This is a genomic window from Spiribacter vilamensis, assembly GCF_004217415.1.
Taxonomy (GTDB): Bacteria; Pseudomonadota; Gammaproteobacteria; order Nitrococcales; family Nitrococcaceae; genus Spiribacter; species Spiribacter vilamensis.
Genome location: NZ_SHLI01000001.1, coordinates 903,633 through 917,802, shown reverse-complemented (window position 1 = coordinate 917,802; position 14,170 = coordinate 903,633). Strand labels below are relative to the sequence as shown.

The 14,170-nt window shown below is 66.3% G+C and carries 14 protein-coding genes; 11 read left to right on the top strand and 3 right to left on the bottom strand.

What is annotated here, in order from left to right; all coding sequences use genetic code 11:
- Position 1 precedes the first annotated feature (1 nt).
- The 3 genes from EV698_RS04580 (at position 2) to EV698_RS04570 (ending at position 2,624) form a co-directional block, all read left to right on the top strand.
- Positions 2 to 1,387 carry an SLC13 family permease gene (locus tag EV698_RS04580; protein ID WP_165385722.1) on the top strand — a complete coding sequence of 462 codons (1,386 nt, stop codon included), beginning with the start codon at positions 2 to 4 and terminating at the stop codon, positions 1,385 to 1,387.
- A 108-nt stretch (positions 1,388 to 1,495) separates the two neighbouring features.
- A complete protein-coding gene (locus tag EV698_RS04575; RefSeq protein ID WP_130502952.1) occupies positions 1,496 to 1,918 on the top strand; it encodes a hypothetical protein in 423 nt (140 codons plus the stop codon).
- Positions 1,911 to 2,624, top strand: coding sequence for a type 1 glutamine amidotransferase (locus EV698_RS04570; protein ID WP_130502951.1), 714 nt, complete (start codon positions 1,911 to 1,913; stop codon positions 2,622 to 2,624). Before EV698_RS04575 ends, EV698_RS04570 begins: the two co-directional genes overlap by 8 nt.
- Here EV698_RS04570 and glk read toward each other — a convergent pair.
- From glk to zwf, 3 genes are read right to left on the bottom strand one after another with little or no spacing between them, the layout of a single operon-like run.
- Positions 2,600 to 3,577 (bottom strand): glucokinase, encoded by a 978-nt coding sequence (glk, locus tag EV698_RS04565; protein WP_130502950.1) that lies wholly within the window; start codon positions 3,575 to 3,577, stop codon positions 2,600 to 2,602. The genes EV698_RS04570 and glk overlap by 25 nt on opposite strands.
- Positions 3,558 to 4,283: a 6-phosphogluconolactonase gene (gene pgl, locus EV698_RS04560; RefSeq protein ID WP_165385721.1), complete on the bottom strand. Its 726-nt coding sequence runs from the start codon at positions 4,281 to 4,283 to the stop codon at positions 3,558 to 3,560. Before pgl ends, glk begins: the two co-directional genes overlap by 20 nt.
- Positions 4,270 to 5,733 (bottom strand): glucose-6-phosphate dehydrogenase, encoded by a 1,464-nt coding sequence (gene zwf / locus EV698_RS04555; RefSeq protein WP_130502948.1) that lies wholly within the window; start codon positions 5,731 to 5,733, stop codon positions 4,270 to 4,272. The genes pgl and zwf overlap by 14 nt, the downstream gene beginning before the upstream one ends.
- Before the next feature lie 131 nt (positions 5,734 to 5,864).
- Between zwf and edd the strand changes: the two genes are divergently transcribed.
- Genes edd through sufU form a run of 8 tightly spaced genes read left to right on the top strand, consistent with a single transcriptional unit; the run spans position 5,865 to position 14,169 of the window.
- The gene (gene edd / locus EV698_RS04550) at positions 5,865 to 7,697 is read left to right on the top strand and encodes a phosphogluconate dehydratase (protein WP_130502947.1); all 1,833 of its coding nucleotides are present in this window, start codon (positions 5,865 to 5,867) and stop codon (positions 7,695 to 7,697) included.
- 8 nt (positions 7,698 to 7,705) lie between these two features.
- Entirely contained in the window at positions 7,706 to 8,323 is a 618-nt protein-coding gene (eda, locus tag EV698_RS04545) for a bifunctional 4-hydroxy-2-oxoglutarate aldolase/2-dehydro-3-deoxy-phosphogluconate aldolase (protein ID WP_130502946.1), read from the top strand.
- A gap of 55 nt (positions 8,324 to 8,378) precedes the next feature.
- Positions 8,379 to 8,852: an SUF system Fe-S cluster assembly regulator gene (locus EV698_RS04540; RefSeq protein WP_130502945.1), complete on the top strand. Its 474-nt coding sequence runs from the start codon at positions 8,379 to 8,381 to the stop codon at positions 8,850 to 8,852.
- Positions 8,836 to 10,296, top strand: a complete 1,461-nt coding sequence (gene sufB / locus EV698_RS04535; RefSeq protein WP_130502944.1) for a Fe-S cluster assembly protein SufB — start codon at positions 8,836 to 8,838, stop codon at positions 10,294 to 10,296. Before EV698_RS04540 ends, sufB begins: the two co-directional genes overlap by 17 nt.
- 54 nt (positions 10,297 to 10,350) lie before the next feature.
- Positions 10,351 to 11,106: a Fe-S cluster assembly ATPase SufC gene (gene sufC / locus EV698_RS04530; RefSeq protein WP_130502943.1), complete on the top strand. Its 756-nt coding sequence runs from the start codon at positions 10,351 to 10,353 to the stop codon at positions 11,104 to 11,106.
- Between the two features lie 20 nt (positions 11,107 to 11,126).
- The gene (sufD, locus tag EV698_RS04525) at positions 11,127 to 12,455 is read left to right on the top strand and encodes a Fe-S cluster assembly protein SufD (protein WP_130502942.1); all 1,329 of its coding nucleotides are present in this window, start codon (positions 11,127 to 11,129) and stop codon (positions 12,453 to 12,455) included.
- Positions 12,456 to 12,499: 44 nt separating this feature from the next.
- Positions 12,500 to 13,708 (top strand): cysteine desulfurase, encoded by a 1,209-nt coding sequence (locus tag EV698_RS04520; protein ID WP_130504017.1) that lies wholly within the window; start codon positions 12,500 to 12,502, stop codon positions 13,706 to 13,708.
- Positions 13,709 to 13,710: 2 nt separating this feature from the next.
- A complete protein-coding gene (gene sufU / locus EV698_RS04515; protein ID WP_130502941.1) occupies positions 13,711 to 14,169 on the top strand; it encodes a Fe-S cluster assembly sulfur transfer protein SufU in 459 nt (152 codons plus the stop codon).
- The last annotated feature ends 1 nt before the right edge of the window (position 14,170 follow it).

Genomic DNA, 14,170 nt, shown 5'->3' with positions numbered 1-14,170 from the left:
GATGACTTCGCTATTCACCTATCCCCGCGCCATCATGCTGCTCGTTGCCATCGTGGCCCTTGCCACGGGCATGGCACCGCCGGCCTGGCTCCCCGCTGGTACCGCATGGACCACCGCGCTCGCCTTCGTCACCATCGGCCTGTACGCCACCGGGTTGATCGCCGAGGCCATTACCTCGCTGGTCTTTTTCCTCGGGGCGATGCTCCTCGCGGTCGCCCCGGCCGATGTGGTTTTCTCCGGGTTCTCCTCGACCGCCTTCTGGATCATCTTCGGTGGGTTGATCCTCGGCATGTCGATCCGGCACACCGGGCTGGGCCAGGCCATCGCGGATCGGCTGCTGATGCGCCTGCCGGGCCGCTACAGCGGACTGATCGCCGCGACCGTGGGCGCCGGCCTGCTGCTCGCCTTTCTGATGCCCGGCGCCATGGGCCGAATGGTGCTGATCGTGCCGATCGCGGTCGCCGTGGCGGATCGGGCCGGTTTCGACGAGGGATCCAACGGTCGCATCGCCGTGGTGCTGGCGGCGATCTTCGGGACGCACCTGGGGTCGTTCGCCATCCTCCCGTCCAACACGCCCAACGTGGTCTGGTCCGGGGCGATGGAGTCGATGCACGGAATCGATATCGGTTACATCGACTACCTGTGGTGGCATTTCCCGGTGCTGGGCCTGGTGCGCTCGGCGCTGCTGGTCGTGGTGCTCGTCTATGCCTTCCCGGATCGTCCGGGCATCCGCTCCGAGGCGCGGGACGCGCCCGCGCCACTCGACCGGGATCAACGCCAGACCGCGCTGGTGCTCCTGGTGGCGCTCGGATTCTGGGCAACCGACGCCCTGCACGGGATCGGGCCCGCCTGGGTCGCCCTGGGCGCGGCGCTCTACTGTCTTTTCAACGCCTCCCGCCTCGTGCCGGCAAAGCCCTTCGCGGCGCTGGATATGGGGCCTTTGCTGTTGCTCGCGGGCATCCTCGGCGTCGGATCGGTGATCGCCCACGCCGGCATCGGCGAGGCCGCGTTTACCCAGCTCCTGCCGATACTTCCGCTCGAGCCCGCCGCGAACGCGATCAACTATGCGGTCATCAGTATCGGCGGTACCGCTCTGGCGGTTTTAACGGCGATGCCGGGGGTGCCGGCCATTGGCGTGCCGCTGGGTGAGACCCTCGCGAATGCAACCGGCTGGTCGGTACAGTCGGTATTGACCATCCTCGCCGCGTCGTATTCCACCTATCTTCTGCCCTACCAGGCACCGCCCATTCTGATTGGTGCGCAGCTCGGCCAGGTCCCCTGGGGCGCGCTGACCCGTTTTACGCTGGGGTTCGCGGTACTCAGCATTGTGCTGGTCTTCCCGCTGCACTACCTCTGGTTGCAATGGATCGGTGTGCTGACCGGTTAATGCCTGAAAAGATCGGGTATCGTGCCCATTATTCGCTTGTTGTTGGGAATGCTGCGGCGCGACAATTGTCACTTAATCAGGCATTTTCGGTATATCGCGGAGTATTTGGTGGAGCAGCAGTTTTTCTTGATTGCCGACGAGCTCGGCTGGACCCTTGGTCGGCAGATTGAGGAGCTCGACGAGTTCGTGCGCGCCTATGGCGCCGGGGGACGAATGAACGCCGAGCTGGCCGAGATCGGGCTGTCGCTGCAACAGCCCCTGCACCGTGAGTCACTCCGCGACGCCATGCTCCGCTTTATTGAACGGCTCGGCGCACAGGGCGCCTTCTCGCACTACCTCTACGGCCGGCTGCGCGAGGGCCGTGAGGCCCGTCGGGCGGCCCTTGCGGCGGAGCGCGAGCGGGTAGCAGCGGAAACCGCCGTGGTTACCGATAGCGGCGATGCGAATCCGCTGACACGGATGCTGCGCCGCGTGCTGCCGCGCCGCGCGAGCCCGACGACGAAGACGAAGGCTTCATCGAGTGATGAGTAGCGCAGCGGGTACGATCCGCGTCGGAGTGCTCCTCTGCGACGACCTCCACGAGGAGCTCGCCACCGACTGGGCATCCTATTTCTCGCTCTTCGAGAATCTGCTGACGGATGATCGGCAGGACATCGAGGCCGTCGGGTTTCGGGTCCACGCCGGTGAGTGGCCGGAGACACCCGCGTCGGCGGATGCCTGGGTGGTCACCGGCAGTCGGGCGAGTGTCCACGAGGCGCCGGAGTGGGTGGCACCGCTGAAGGCCTTCGTGCGATCGATTGACGAACGCGAACAGCCGCTGATCGGTGTCTGCTTCGGCCATCAGCTGATCCAGGCCGCACTGGGTGGCGAGACCCGTCGGTCGTCGATGGGCTGGCATCTCGGGACCTATGCGGTCGAGTGCGAGGTGGCGTTTGCGGGGCGGGAGGCAGGTGACCCGCTCGCTCTCCTCGCCGTCCACCAGGACCAGGTCGTCGCGCCGGCCCCCGGCTTCGAGCGCCTGGCAACCAGTGCGCAGTGCCCGTGGTATGCCATGCGCCGGGGCCGGACATTGACGATCCAGGGGCATCCCGAGTTCGATCAGGCGTTTTTCGCGGCGATCATGGAGCGCGTCCGCCCCCGGGCGGGCGACGCCGAGGTCGATGCGGCACTCGAGACGCTGCCAGCGCAGGATGACACGCCGGCGGTCCGGGCCTACATGCGCGAGTGGGTCAGATAGACCGACAGGCCGTAGAGTGCCGGTGCCGGATGGGTCATCGCATGCACCGGGATCGATTCGAGGTAGTCGCGAAATCGTCCCTTGGCGGTAAAGCGCCGGCAGAACAGCCCCCAGTCGAAGGCGTCACTGAGTAACGGAATCAGGCCTCCGCCCAGGTAAAGGCCACCCCGCGCCCCGGTCGCGAGCGCCAGATCGCCGGCGGCACTGCCAAGCGCCGCGGTCATCATCTCGATGACCTCACCACACACCGAATCGCCCTCCAGCGCCGCCTGCGCAATCGCCTCGGCACCGGTACGACGCGGCGTGGTGCCGTCGATGTCATGGAGCGCCGCATAGACCGTTTCGATGCCGATGCCGGAGGCCAGCCGCTCGGCGCTGCAATGACCGAATCGTGCCTGTATCCGCTCGACGAGAGCCCACTCCCGGGCCGTGCGCGGGGCGAAGCTGATATGCCCGCCCTCGGTGGCGAAGACCTGCCAATCCGTCGATCCGGGGGTGACCAGCGCACTGCCCAGTCCCGTACCCGGTCCCAGCGCCAGTCGGGGCGCCATCGGATCCGGCCGGCCGGGGTGGATGGTCTGCAGGTGGTCATCGCCGATCTGCGTGGTTGCCCACCCCTGTGCGACCCAGTCATTCACGAACTCGACGCGGTCGAGGCCGAGGGCATCGGCGGTGCCGGCGCGCGAGAATCGCCAACCGGCATTGGTGAGCTCGATCGGATCGCGGTCGACCGGGCTGGCGACGGCACACAGGGCGGACCGCGGGCGATGGCCGCCACCCAGTTCCTCGAGGGCGCTGGCCAGGAACTCGGCGAGTCCGTCGAAATCACGCGTCCGGCGCTTGAACACGGGGTCCGGCGCGCTGCCGGGGCGGGTCACGATCGCGGCCCGGGCGTTGGTGCCGCCGATATCGGCGACGAGGACCGGCGCGGCGTCAGGGCGCGTAGAAGACATTCACCGCCACCTGGCGCTGATTGAGCAACGCATAGACCGGCGAGGCCTGCGCGTCCTGGCGCTCGATTGCGGTCTCCAGCGCCGCCCACTTCGCGCTGCCGTTGATCAGCAACGCGACCCAGCGACTCGACAGCAGGGTTGCCAGCGTCAGTGACAGGCGCTCGTACGGCGGGTCGGCGGCCCGCGTGAGGACGCAGGGCGCCTCGGTGGCAGGGTCGAGCCCGCGCGCCAGCGCCGCATCACCGGGGAAGAGCGAAGCGATATGGCCGTCATCGCCCATCCCGACGACCACGGCATCGAACGGGCGGGGGAGGAGCCCGAGTGCCGCCCCGCAGGCGGCCTCGACGGCCCGATCCCCGACCGCGTCGTGATAGAGCAGGGGGAAATGCGCGGCAGCGGCCCGGTCCCGAAGCAGGTGCTCGCGGATCAGTCGGGCATTGCTCTGGCGGTCCTCCGGCGGCACCCGACGTTCGTCGGTCAGACCGACATACACCTGTTGCCAGGGCACATCGAGTCCGCACAGGGCGTCGAACAGCGGGATCGGCGTACGCCCGCCGGGCACGAGCAGGCTGGCCCGGCCGCGGGCGCGAGCACCGTAGGTGATGATCTCGCTGATTCGTGTCGCGAGCGCCGAGGCGGCCCGGTCGGCCCTGGTGAATCGCTGGGCGTTGTCAAGCGCGCGGGCGGCGGGTTCAGGTCTCTTCATGCCAGTTGGCATCCTCGCGGGCGAGCAGGGCGCTCGAGGCCGCAGGCCCCCAGGTCCCGGCGGTGTAGGCTTTGGGGGCATCGCCGGCCTCGTTCCAGGCGTCGAGGATCGGCTCGATCCACGACCAGGCGGCATACAGCTCGTCGCGGCGCATGAACAACGTCAGACGTCCGCGCAGGACATCCATCAGCAGCCGCTCGTAGGCGTCCGGCGGACGCTGCCGAAAGGCCTCGGCGAAGTCGAGGTTGAGCGACACGGGGCGCAGCTGCATCCGGTCGCCGGGGGACTTCGCCATCATGTGCATGCGCACGCCCTCGTCCGGCTGCAGCTTGATAACCAGCCGATTGGGCTGTCCGGCCCCGTAGGTCACGCCGAAGATCGAGTGGGGGACGTCGCGGAAGTTGACGACGATCTCGGCAGCGCGCTCCTGCAGGCGTTTGCCGGTGCGGAGATAGAACGGCACACCGGCCCAGCGCCAGTTGGCCACTTCGGTGCGCAGCGCGACGAAGGTCTCGGTGCGGCTATCCGGGGGGACGCCCTCCTCGTCGAGATAGCCGGATACCGGCTGCCCGGCGATGGCGCCGGCGCGGTACTGACCGCGAACGGTGTTGCGCAGTGCGTCCTGGCCCTCGAGGCGCTTGAGCGCACGAAGGACCTTGAGCTTTTCGTCGCGGACGGCATCGGCGCCGATATCGGTCGGCGGCTCCATGGCGATAATGCACAACAGCTGCAGGAGATGGTTCTGGACCATGTCCCGAAGCGCGCCGGTGCGGTCGTAGAACCCGGCACGGCCGCTGACGCCGAGCTGTTCGCTGACACTGATCTGCACATCCCGCACCCAGTCACGTCGCCACAACGGCTCGAAGAGCATGTTGCCGAAGCGCAGGGCGATCAGGTTCTGGACCGTCTCCTTGCCGAGGTAGTGGTCGATTCGATAGATCGCATCCTCCGAGAAGATCGCGCCGATCTGCTCGCTGATCGACCGCGCGGAGGCGAGGTCGTGGCCGAGGGGTTTCTCCAGCACGACGCGGGCGCGGTCCGTGACCAGTCCGTGGGCGTGGAGGTGCTCGCAGATCTCCACGAAGTAGTTGGGTGCGACGGCGAGGTAGAAGACCCGGGTGTGATCCTCGCGCCCGCTTACCAGCCGCGCCAGATCCTCGAAGCCGCCCGAGGTATCGGCGTCGATGGAGACAAAGTCGAGCCGCTCGACGAAGCGCTGCCAGTCGTCGTTGGTGCGCTCGTCCGCCTCGAGGTATTCGTCGAACGCCGCCGTGACGCGGGCAATGAAGGCATCGCGGTCGAGCCGGGTGCGGGCCGTGGCGATAATCCGCCCGTCGGCAGGCAGCTGCCCGGCGCGGTCGCGGCGATACAGCGCCGGCAGCAGTTTACTCATCGCCAGATCGCCGGTCGCCCCGAACAGGACAAGGTCAAAGGGCTTGGTCGATTTCACCGCGCCTCCTGCTGTGAACGCAAAATCATGATTCGAGGATACCGTCTCGGGGCGGCTGAGCATAAGCAGATGTCACGCGCGCCGCGCGGTTGCGATAAAATCCTCCCGCATCAATCCAACACGGAGGCGATATGCCAGCACTCAATGCCGCGGTCGCCGCGGTGACCCGGCGCATCGAGGCCCGCAGCGAGGCGGATCGCGCGGCCTACCTCGATCGGCTGCAGGCGGCGGCGGATGCCGGTCCGGTCCGCACCAGCCTGTCCTGTACCAACCTCGCCCACGCATTCGCCGCTGCGCCGGACAGCGACAAGGCCCGGCTCAAGGGACTGCAGCAGAGCAATGTCGGCATCGTGTCGGCGTATAACGACATGCTCTCCGCCCATCAGCCGCTGGAGCGCTTTCCCGGACTGCTCAAGCAGGCGGTGCGCGAGGCTGGGGGCACCGCCCAGTTCGCCGGCGGCGTCCCGGCGATGTGTGACGGTGTGACGCAGGGCCAGCCAGGCATGGAGCTCTCGCTTTTCAGCCGCGACGTGATCGCGATGGCAACGGGCGTTGCCCTGTCCCACAACACCTTCGATGCCGGCCTCTGCCTGGGGGTGTGCGACAAGATCGTTCCGGGGCTGCTGATCGGCGCCCTGCATTTCGGCCACCTGCCGTTCATCTTCGTCCCCGCCGGCCCGATGACCTCGGGCATGCCCAATGACGAGAAGGCGAAGATCCGCGCGCTCTACGCCGAGGGCAAGGTGGGGCGCGACGCACTGCTCGAGTCCGAGACCCAGTCCTATCACGGCCCCGGCACCTGCACGTTCTACGGCACCGCCAATTCCAACCAGATGCTCATGGAGGTCATGGGCCTGCACCTGCCCGGGGCGGCCTTCGTCAATCCCAACACGCCGCTACGGGATGCGCTGACGATCGCCGCCGGGCATCGCATCAACCGCATTACGGCGCGCGGTGACGAATACACGCCGGTGGGACGGGTGATCGACGCGCGGGCGATCGTCAACGGTATTGTCGGGCTGCTGGCAACCGGCGGGTCCACCAACCACACCATCCACCTGGTGGCGATTGCCCGTGCCGCCGGCCTGCACGTCGACTGGAGCGATTTCGATACGCTCTCGCGGGTGGTGCCGCTGCTCACGCGGATCTATCCCAACGGCCAGGCCGACATCAACCACTTCCACGCTGCCGGAGGCATGGGCTTTCTGGTGCGCGAACTCCTCGATGCCGGCCTGCTCCACGAGGACGTCACGACCGTCGCCGGTGAGGGCCTGCGCGCCTATGCCCGCGAGCCGATGCTCGCCGAGGGCGGCGTGGGCTGGCAGGACGCGCCCCGGGAGTCCGGCGATCAGAGCGTGGTCCGGCCGGTGGCCGAGCCGTTTGCCGCCGATGGTGGCCTGCGGGTGCTCGACGGCAATCTCGGTCGGGCGGTGATCAAGACCTCCGCGGTGCGGGCTGAACACCGACGGATCGAGGCGCCGGCGCGGGTGTTCGACGATCAACAGGCCGTACTCGCCGCGTTTCGGGCCGATGAGCTCGAGGGCGATTTCGTCTGCGTGGTCCGCGGCCAGGGCCCGCGCGCCAACGGCATGCCCGAGCTCCACAAGCTCACGCCTGAACTGGGCGTGCTGCTCTCGCGCGGTCAGCGCGTCGCGCTGGTGACCGACGGGCGCATGTCGGGGGCCTCCGGCAAGGTCCCGGCCGCCATCCATCTGCATCCGGAGTGGGTGTGTGGCGGCGCGATCGGCCGGATACGGGATGGCGACTGGATCTGCCTGGACGCCGATGCCGGGACGCTCTCGGTGCAGGTGCCCGAGGCGGAATGGGCGGCGCGTCGGGCCGAACCCGCCGAGACCGGCGTGCAACACGGGATGGGGCGGGAGATGTTCGCCGCCTTTCGGGCCACGGCGAGCAGTGCCGAGACCGGCGCGATCACCTTCAACCCCGCGACGGCGGGGTCGTGATCCTGTCCATGCAGGCACTGCTGGCGCGCTCGCCGGTGATCCCCGTCGTGGCCATCGAGGATGCGGCGGCGGCGCCGGCACTGGCTCGGGCGCTGCTGGCCGGCGGTCTGTCGGTGATCGAGGTGACGCTGCGCACCGATGACGCGCTGGCGGCCGTGGCCGCCATCGCCCGGGACGTCCCCGACATAACGGTGGGGGCGGGGACGCTCACGACCGCCGGACAGGTTGATGCGGCACGGGATGCCGGGGCGCGCTTCCTGGTCAGCCCCGGCTATTCGGACGCGATTGTCGAGGCCGCGGAGCACGCCGGCCTGTCGCTGTTGCCGGGCGTCTCGACGGCGACCGAGCTGATGCGGGCACAGGCCGACGGCTTCGACCACGTGAAGTTCTTCCCGGCCGTCCCCAGTGGCGGTATCGGCGCACTCAACGCCTTTTCGGGACCATTCCCGGCCATGCGGTTCTGCCCGACCGGTGGCGTACATTCCGGTAACTACCTGGATTTCCTGCAGTTGCCGAACGTGCCCTGCGTGGGGGGCAGCTGGCTGACGCCGGCGGATGCCGTGGCTGCCGGGGACTGGTCGCACATCGAGACGCTGGCAGCCAGCGCCGCCGAAGGCCGTCGGTAGATTTTTCAGTTTAAAATGTACCAAAAGAGTCCTGTTTCGGTTACACTCCGTAACCATGATCAAGCTGAACCGCGAAACGGATTATGGCGTCGGCATCCTCGCGCTGATGGCGAGGGACGCCGAGGCGCGCTATAGCGCCGCAGCCCTGGCGGAGATCCGCGGGCTGCCGCAGCCGATCGTCAGCAAAATCCTAAAGCACCTCGCGCGTAGCGACCTGGTGGTCTCCTACCGGGGGGCCAAGGGTGGCTACGGGCTGGCCCGTCAGCCCGATGAAATCTCCGTGGCGGAAATTATCACCGTGCTGGAGGGTCCCATTGCATTGACGGACTGCATCGAGGACGGGCGCGAGGCCTGTCAGTACGGCAGTCAATGCAACATCAGTGGTGTCTGGAGTCGTATCAACGACGTTGTGCTCCGGGCGCTGTCTGAGATCACGCTGGCCGACGCGTCATCCGCCGATGGCGATGATGCGCAAGGCCCTATTCACACGCTTGAATTTACCGGAGTGCGTCATGTCCGCGAGCACTGAGACGATTGAACGGTTTACCCAGAAGGGTTACGAGGCTGGCTTCGTTACCGATGTCGAAGAGGATCGGGTAGAACCCGGGCTCAATGAAGACACCATCCGCTTCATCTCGGCCAAGAAAAACGAGCCGGAGTGGTTGCTGGAATGGCGGCTGACGGCGTATCGCAACTGGCTCACCATGCGCGAGCCGGACTGGCAGTACGTCAAGTACGATCCGATCGATTTCCAGGCGATCTCCTACTACGCCGCGCCGAAGCGTGACGAGGACCGGCCGGAGAGCCTGGACGACATCGATCCCGAGATCCGCGAGACCTACAACAAGCTCGGCATCCCGCTGCACGAGCAGGAGCAGCTCGCCGGCGTCAAGAATAATGTCGCCGTCGATGCGGTGTTCGACTCGGTCTCGGTGGCGACGTCCTACAAGGACAAGCTGGCCGAGGAAGGCATTATCTTCTGCTCGATGTCGGAGGCGGTGCATAACCATCCCGAGCTGGTGCAGAAGTATCTCGGTACGGTCATCCCGTATAACGACAACTACTTCGCCGGGCTCAACTCGGCGGTGTTCACCGACGGATCGTTCGTCTACATCCCCAAGGGCGTGCGCTGCCCGATGGAGCTGTCGACCTACTTCCGGATCAACGCCGCGAACACCGGCCAGTTCGAGCGCACGCTGATCATCGCCGAGGACAGCAGCTACGTGTCCTATCTCGAGGGCTGCACGGCGCCGATGCGTGACGAGAATCAGCTCCACGCGGCGGTGGTCGAGCTGGTCGCCCTGGATAGTGCCGAGATCAAGTACTCGACGGTCCAGAACTGGTACCCGGGCGATCGCAACGGCAAGGGCGGCGTCTACAACTTCGTGACCAAGCGCGGTCTCTGCGCCGGTGACAATTCCAAGATCTCCTGGACCCAGGTCGAGACCGGGTCGGCGATCACCTGGAAGTACCCGAGCGTGGTCATGCGGGGCGACAACTCGGTCGGCGAGTTCTACAGCGTCGCGGTGACACGCCTGGCGCAGCAGGCCGATACGGGCAGCAAGATGACCCATATCGGCAAGAACACGAAGAGCACGATCGTCTCCAAGGGGATCTCGGCGCAGGAAGGCCAGCAGGTCTATCGCGGCCTGGTGCGGATGACGCCGACCGCGCAGAACGCGCGCAACTACTCGCAGTGTGACTCGATGCTGATGGGACCGGACTGCGCCGCGCATACGTTCCCGTATCTTGACGTCAACAACTCGACGGCACAGCTCGAGCACGAGGCGACGACGTCGAAGATCGGCGAGGACCAGATCCTCTACTGCACGTCGCGGGGAATCTCCGCCGAGGACGCCGTCTCGCTGATCGTCAACGGCTTCTGCAAGGAAGTCTTCCGCGAGCTGCCCATGGAGTTCGCCGTCGAGGCGCAGAAGCTGCTCGAGATTACGCTGGAGGATTCGGTCGGCTGATTGCCGACCCATCCCCTGTCAACGCAACCAACGAATCTGTTTCAGGAGTCAGACATGGCATTGCTGGAAATTCGCAACCTCCACGTCAACGTGGAGGGGACCGAAATCCTCAAGGGGCTCGATCTCACGATGGACACCGGTGAGGTCCACGCGATCATGGGGCCCAACGGTGGTGGCAAGAGCACGCTCGCCAAGGCGCTCGTGGGCGACGAGGCCTACGAGATTACCGAGGGCGAAGTCCTCTACAACGGCAAGGATCTGCTGGAGATGGACCCGGAAGTGCGGGCCCGTGAAGGGGTATTCCTGGGCTTCCAGTACCCGGTCGAGATCCCCGGCGTGTCGAACACCTACTTCCTCAAGGCCGCCGTCAACGCGATGCGCAAGCACAAGGGCGAGCCCGAGATCGACGCGATGGAGTTCCTCCAGATGGTGCGCGAGCGGGCCCGGCGCGTGAAGCTCGACGAGACGCTGTTGCAGCGCCCCGTCAACCAGGGCTTCTCGGGTGGCGAGAAAAAGCGCAACGAGATCTTCCACATGTCGGTGCTTGAGCCGAAGCTCGGCATCCTCGACGAGACCGACTCGGGCCTCGATATCGATGCGCTGCGGATCGTCTCCGAGGGCGTCAATGCGATGCGCGACGGCGAGCGCTCGTTCATGGTGATCACGCATTACCAGCGCCTGCTCCAGCATATCGTCCCCGACGTGGTTCACGTGCTGGTGGATGGCCGGATCGTCAAGACCGGTGGCAAGGAACTGGCCGAGGAGCTGGAAGAGAAGGGCTACGAGGGCTTCGACGAGGCTGCGGCCTGAGTTTGCGAGGAGCATCAGTGATGGAAGCAGTAGCGGAAGCAAAGAGCGTCTACCTAACGGCATTCGAGCAGCTCGGGAACACCGGCCCGAGTTGGCTCCGGTCGCTCCACGAGCGCGGTATCCACGCCTTCGAGGCACGCGGCTTTCCCGGCCCGCGCGAGGAGGCCTGGCGCAAGACCAACCTGCGGCCGGTGACCAGCGCGGAGTTCCCGGTGGCCGACTCGCAGGGTGTCGCGCCAAAGGCACTCGTCGAGCGCCTCGGTGATCTGGGTGACAGCTACCACCTCGTGTTCGTGGACGGGCGCCTGGCGGCCGACCTGTCGGATCTCTCCGATCTTGCCAAGGGTCTGACCGTGACCCCGCTCAGCCAGTACGAGGACAGTGCACCGGAGCGACTGCAGTCCGCGCTGGGTAATCGGGTGGATATCGACTGGCACCCGTTCGCTGCCCTGAACACCGCCTTTTTCGCGGACGGTGCCTACATCCATGTTGCGCGCGGCGCGATGATCGAGAAACCGATCGCGGTGACGCATGTCATCACGGCCGAGGCGAATGGCAGGGCGGTCTATCCGCGGCTGGTCGTCGAGGCCGAGGAGGGTGCGGAAGTCCGCGTCGTGGAGCGCTTCATCGGTGATGACGAGGCCAGCACACTGGTCTGCCCGGTCAGCGAACTCAGCGCCGGTGACAACACGATCCTCGACTACAGCCGGTTGCAGGAAGACGGCGCGGCGGTGATGAACATCGGCACGGTCAACCTGGTCGCGAAGCGGAATACCTCGCTCCGGGGTGCCTTCGTCGCCGATGGTGGCCGCCTGGGGCGTGTCGACCTGGTGGCAGACCTCGAGGGCGAGGGTGGCGAGATCGACTGTAACGGTATTTATCTCACCGAGGATCGCCAGTTCGTCGACTTCCACACCTGGTTTAACCACCGCGAGGGGAACTGCTTCAGTCGCCAGCGTTTCAAGGGCATCCTGCAGGATCGCTCCGAGACGTCGTTCGATGGCCTGGTCAAGGTGTTCGAGGGCGCGCAGAAAACCGACGCGGTGCAGGAAAACCGTAACCTGATCCTCGGCAAGCGCGCACTGGCCCACTCCAACCCGCGTCTCGAGATCTTTGCCGACGACGTCAAGTGCACCCATGGCTCGACCGTGGGCGAGCTCGACGAGCAGGCCCTGTTCTACCTCCGCACCCGTGGTATCAGTGCCGAGGGGGCGAAGGGCATGCTGACCCTGGCCTTTGCCGGCGAGATTGTTGACATGTTTAAGGTTGACGGTGTCCGCAGCCATGTCCGGGGCGTTTTGATGCGCCGGCTGGGCGTGGAAGACGCGGATATCGGGGAGATCCTTTGAGCGCACATCCCATCGATGACACCGGTGCCGTGAGCGGTCCGGAAATGGCGCAGTACCGGGCCGACTTCCCGGTGCTGCAGCAGCCCATGAACGGCCGGCGGCTGGCATTCCTCGACAGCGCCGCGAGCGCGCAGAAACCGCAGTGCGTGATCGACGCCGAGCGGGAATGCTACGAGCAGTACTACGCGAACATTCATCGCGGCGTATACCAGCTCTCGCAGCGCTCGACGCAGGCATTCGAGAACGTCCGGGCAACCGTCAAGCGGTTCATCAATGCCGCCGACGAGCGCGAGGTGGTGTTCGTCCGCGGTGCGACGGAGGCCATCAACCTGGTCGCCCAGTCGTTCGTGCGCCCGAAGCTCCAGCCTGGAGACGAGGTGCTCATCACCGGTATGGAGCATCACGCCAATATCGTGCCCTGGCAGCTGGTGACCGAGGCCACGGGCGCAAGGCTGGTCGTGGCGCCGGTGCTCGATGACGGCTCGCTGGACATGGACGGCCTGCGCGAGCGGATCAGCGAGCGCACCCGCTTTATCAGCGTTGTGCATGTCTCCAACACGCTCGGGACCATCAACCCGGTGGAGACGATCACCGCGCTTGCCCACGAGCGCGGGATTCCGGTGCTCGTGGACGGGGCCCAGTCGGCGCCGCACATGCCGGTGGACGTCCAGGCCATGGGCGCGGATTTCTACACGTTCTCGGCGCACAAGACCTACGGGCCGAGCGGCTCGGGGATCCTCTGGGGGCGATTCGAGCTCCTCGAGGCGATGCCGCCCTACCAGGGCGGTGGCGACATGATCCGCACGGTCACCTTCGAGGGCAGCGAGTATGCCCCGCCGCCGCAGCGGTTCGAGGCCGGTACGCCCAACATTGCCGGCGTCATCGCCATGGGCACCGGGCTTGAATACATGGAATCGGTCGGGCGCGAGTCGATCCTTGCCCACGAGCAGTCGCTGCTCGCCTACGCCAACGAGCGCCTCGCGTCGTGGGACGATCTGCACGTGATCGGCACCGCGCCCGGCAAGGCCGGCGTCATCTCCTTTGTCATCGACGGGATCCATCCCCATGATATGGGGACGATTCTCGATATGGAGGGGGTCGCGGTCCGTGTGGGTCATCATTGCACCCAGCCGCTGATGGAACGGTTCAACGTGCCGGCGACGGTACGGGCCTCGTTCGGGCTCTACAACGACCGCGCCGATGTCGACGCGCTGGTTGATGGCCTTACCAAGGTGAAGTCGCTGCTCGCCTGATCATGACCGAACTCTCGGCGCTCTATCAGGCGGTGGTGCTTGATCATAACCGCTCGCCCCGGAACTTCCGGGCCGTGGAGCCCCATGATTACAGCGCGGACGGCAAGAATCCGCTCTGTGGCGATCGGGTGCATGTCGAGCTGCGGCTGGATGGGGACGGTCGGATCGAGGATATCGGGTTTGACGGCGAGGGATGCGCCATATCAATGGCGACGGCGTCGATCATGACCGAGGTGCTGATGGGCCGCACGCTGGACGAGGCCCGGGACATCAGCGCACGGTTTCAGGGCCTGGTGAGCGGTCGCGGGGGCGAACTGTCGGTGGATGGCGATTCGGCGCTTGAAAAGCTCCAGGCACTCGCCGGCGTTCGCGATTACCCGATGCGGGTAAGATGCGCGACGCTCGCATGGAACACGTTGCAGGCGGCGCTGGATTCGCCTGACGGTCAACGCACGGAGTAGA

What these genes read in the sequence shown, in the direction of transcription:
- pgl (WP_165385721.1), bottom strand. Translation starts at nt 4,283, where the DNA reads ATGAAGAGACCTGAACCCGCCGCCCGCGCGCTTGACAACGCCCAGCGA.
- sufC (WP_130502943.1), top strand. Translation starts at nt 10,351, where the DNA reads ATGGCATTGCTGGAAATTCGCAACCTCCACGTCAACGTGGAGGGGACC.
- eda (WP_130502946.1), top strand. Translation starts at nt 7,706, where the DNA reads ATGCAGGCACTGCTGGCGCGCTCGCCGGTGATCCCCGTCGTGGCCATC.
- sufU (WP_130502941.1), top strand. Translation starts at nt 13,711, where the DNA reads ATGACCGAACTCTCGGCGCTCTATCAGGCGGTGGTGCTTGATCATAAC.
- EV698_RS04540 (WP_130502945.1), top strand. Translation starts at nt 8,379, where the DNA reads ATGATCAAGCTGAACCGCGAAACGGATTATGGCGTCGGCATCCTCGCG.
- sufB (WP_130502944.1), top strand. Translation starts at nt 8,836, where the DNA reads ATGTCCGCGAGCACTGAGACGATTGAACGGTTTACCCAGAAGGGTTAC.
- EV698_RS04580 (WP_165385722.1), top strand. Translation starts at nt 2, where the DNA reads ATGACTTCGCTATTCACCTATCCCCGCGCCATCATGCTGCTCGTTGCC.
- sufD (WP_130502942.1), top strand. Translation starts at nt 11,127, where the DNA reads ATGGAAGCAGTAGCGGAAGCAAAGAGCGTCTACCTAACGGCATTCGAG.
- edd (WP_130502947.1), top strand. Translation starts at nt 5,865, where the DNA reads ATGCCAGCACTCAATGCCGCGGTCGCCGCGGTGACCCGGCGCATCGAG.
- EV698_RS04570 (WP_130502951.1), top strand. Translation starts at nt 1,911, where the DNA reads ATGAGTAGCGCAGCGGGTACGATCCGCGTCGGAGTGCTCCTCTGCGAC.
- EV698_RS04520 (WP_130504017.1), top strand. Translation starts at nt 12,500, where the DNA reads ATGGCGCAGTACCGGGCCGACTTCCCGGTGCTGCAGCAGCCCATGAAC.
- glk (WP_130502950.1), bottom strand. Translation starts at nt 3,577, where the DNA reads ATGTCTTCTACGCGCCCTGACGCCGCGCCGGTCCTCGTCGCCGATATC.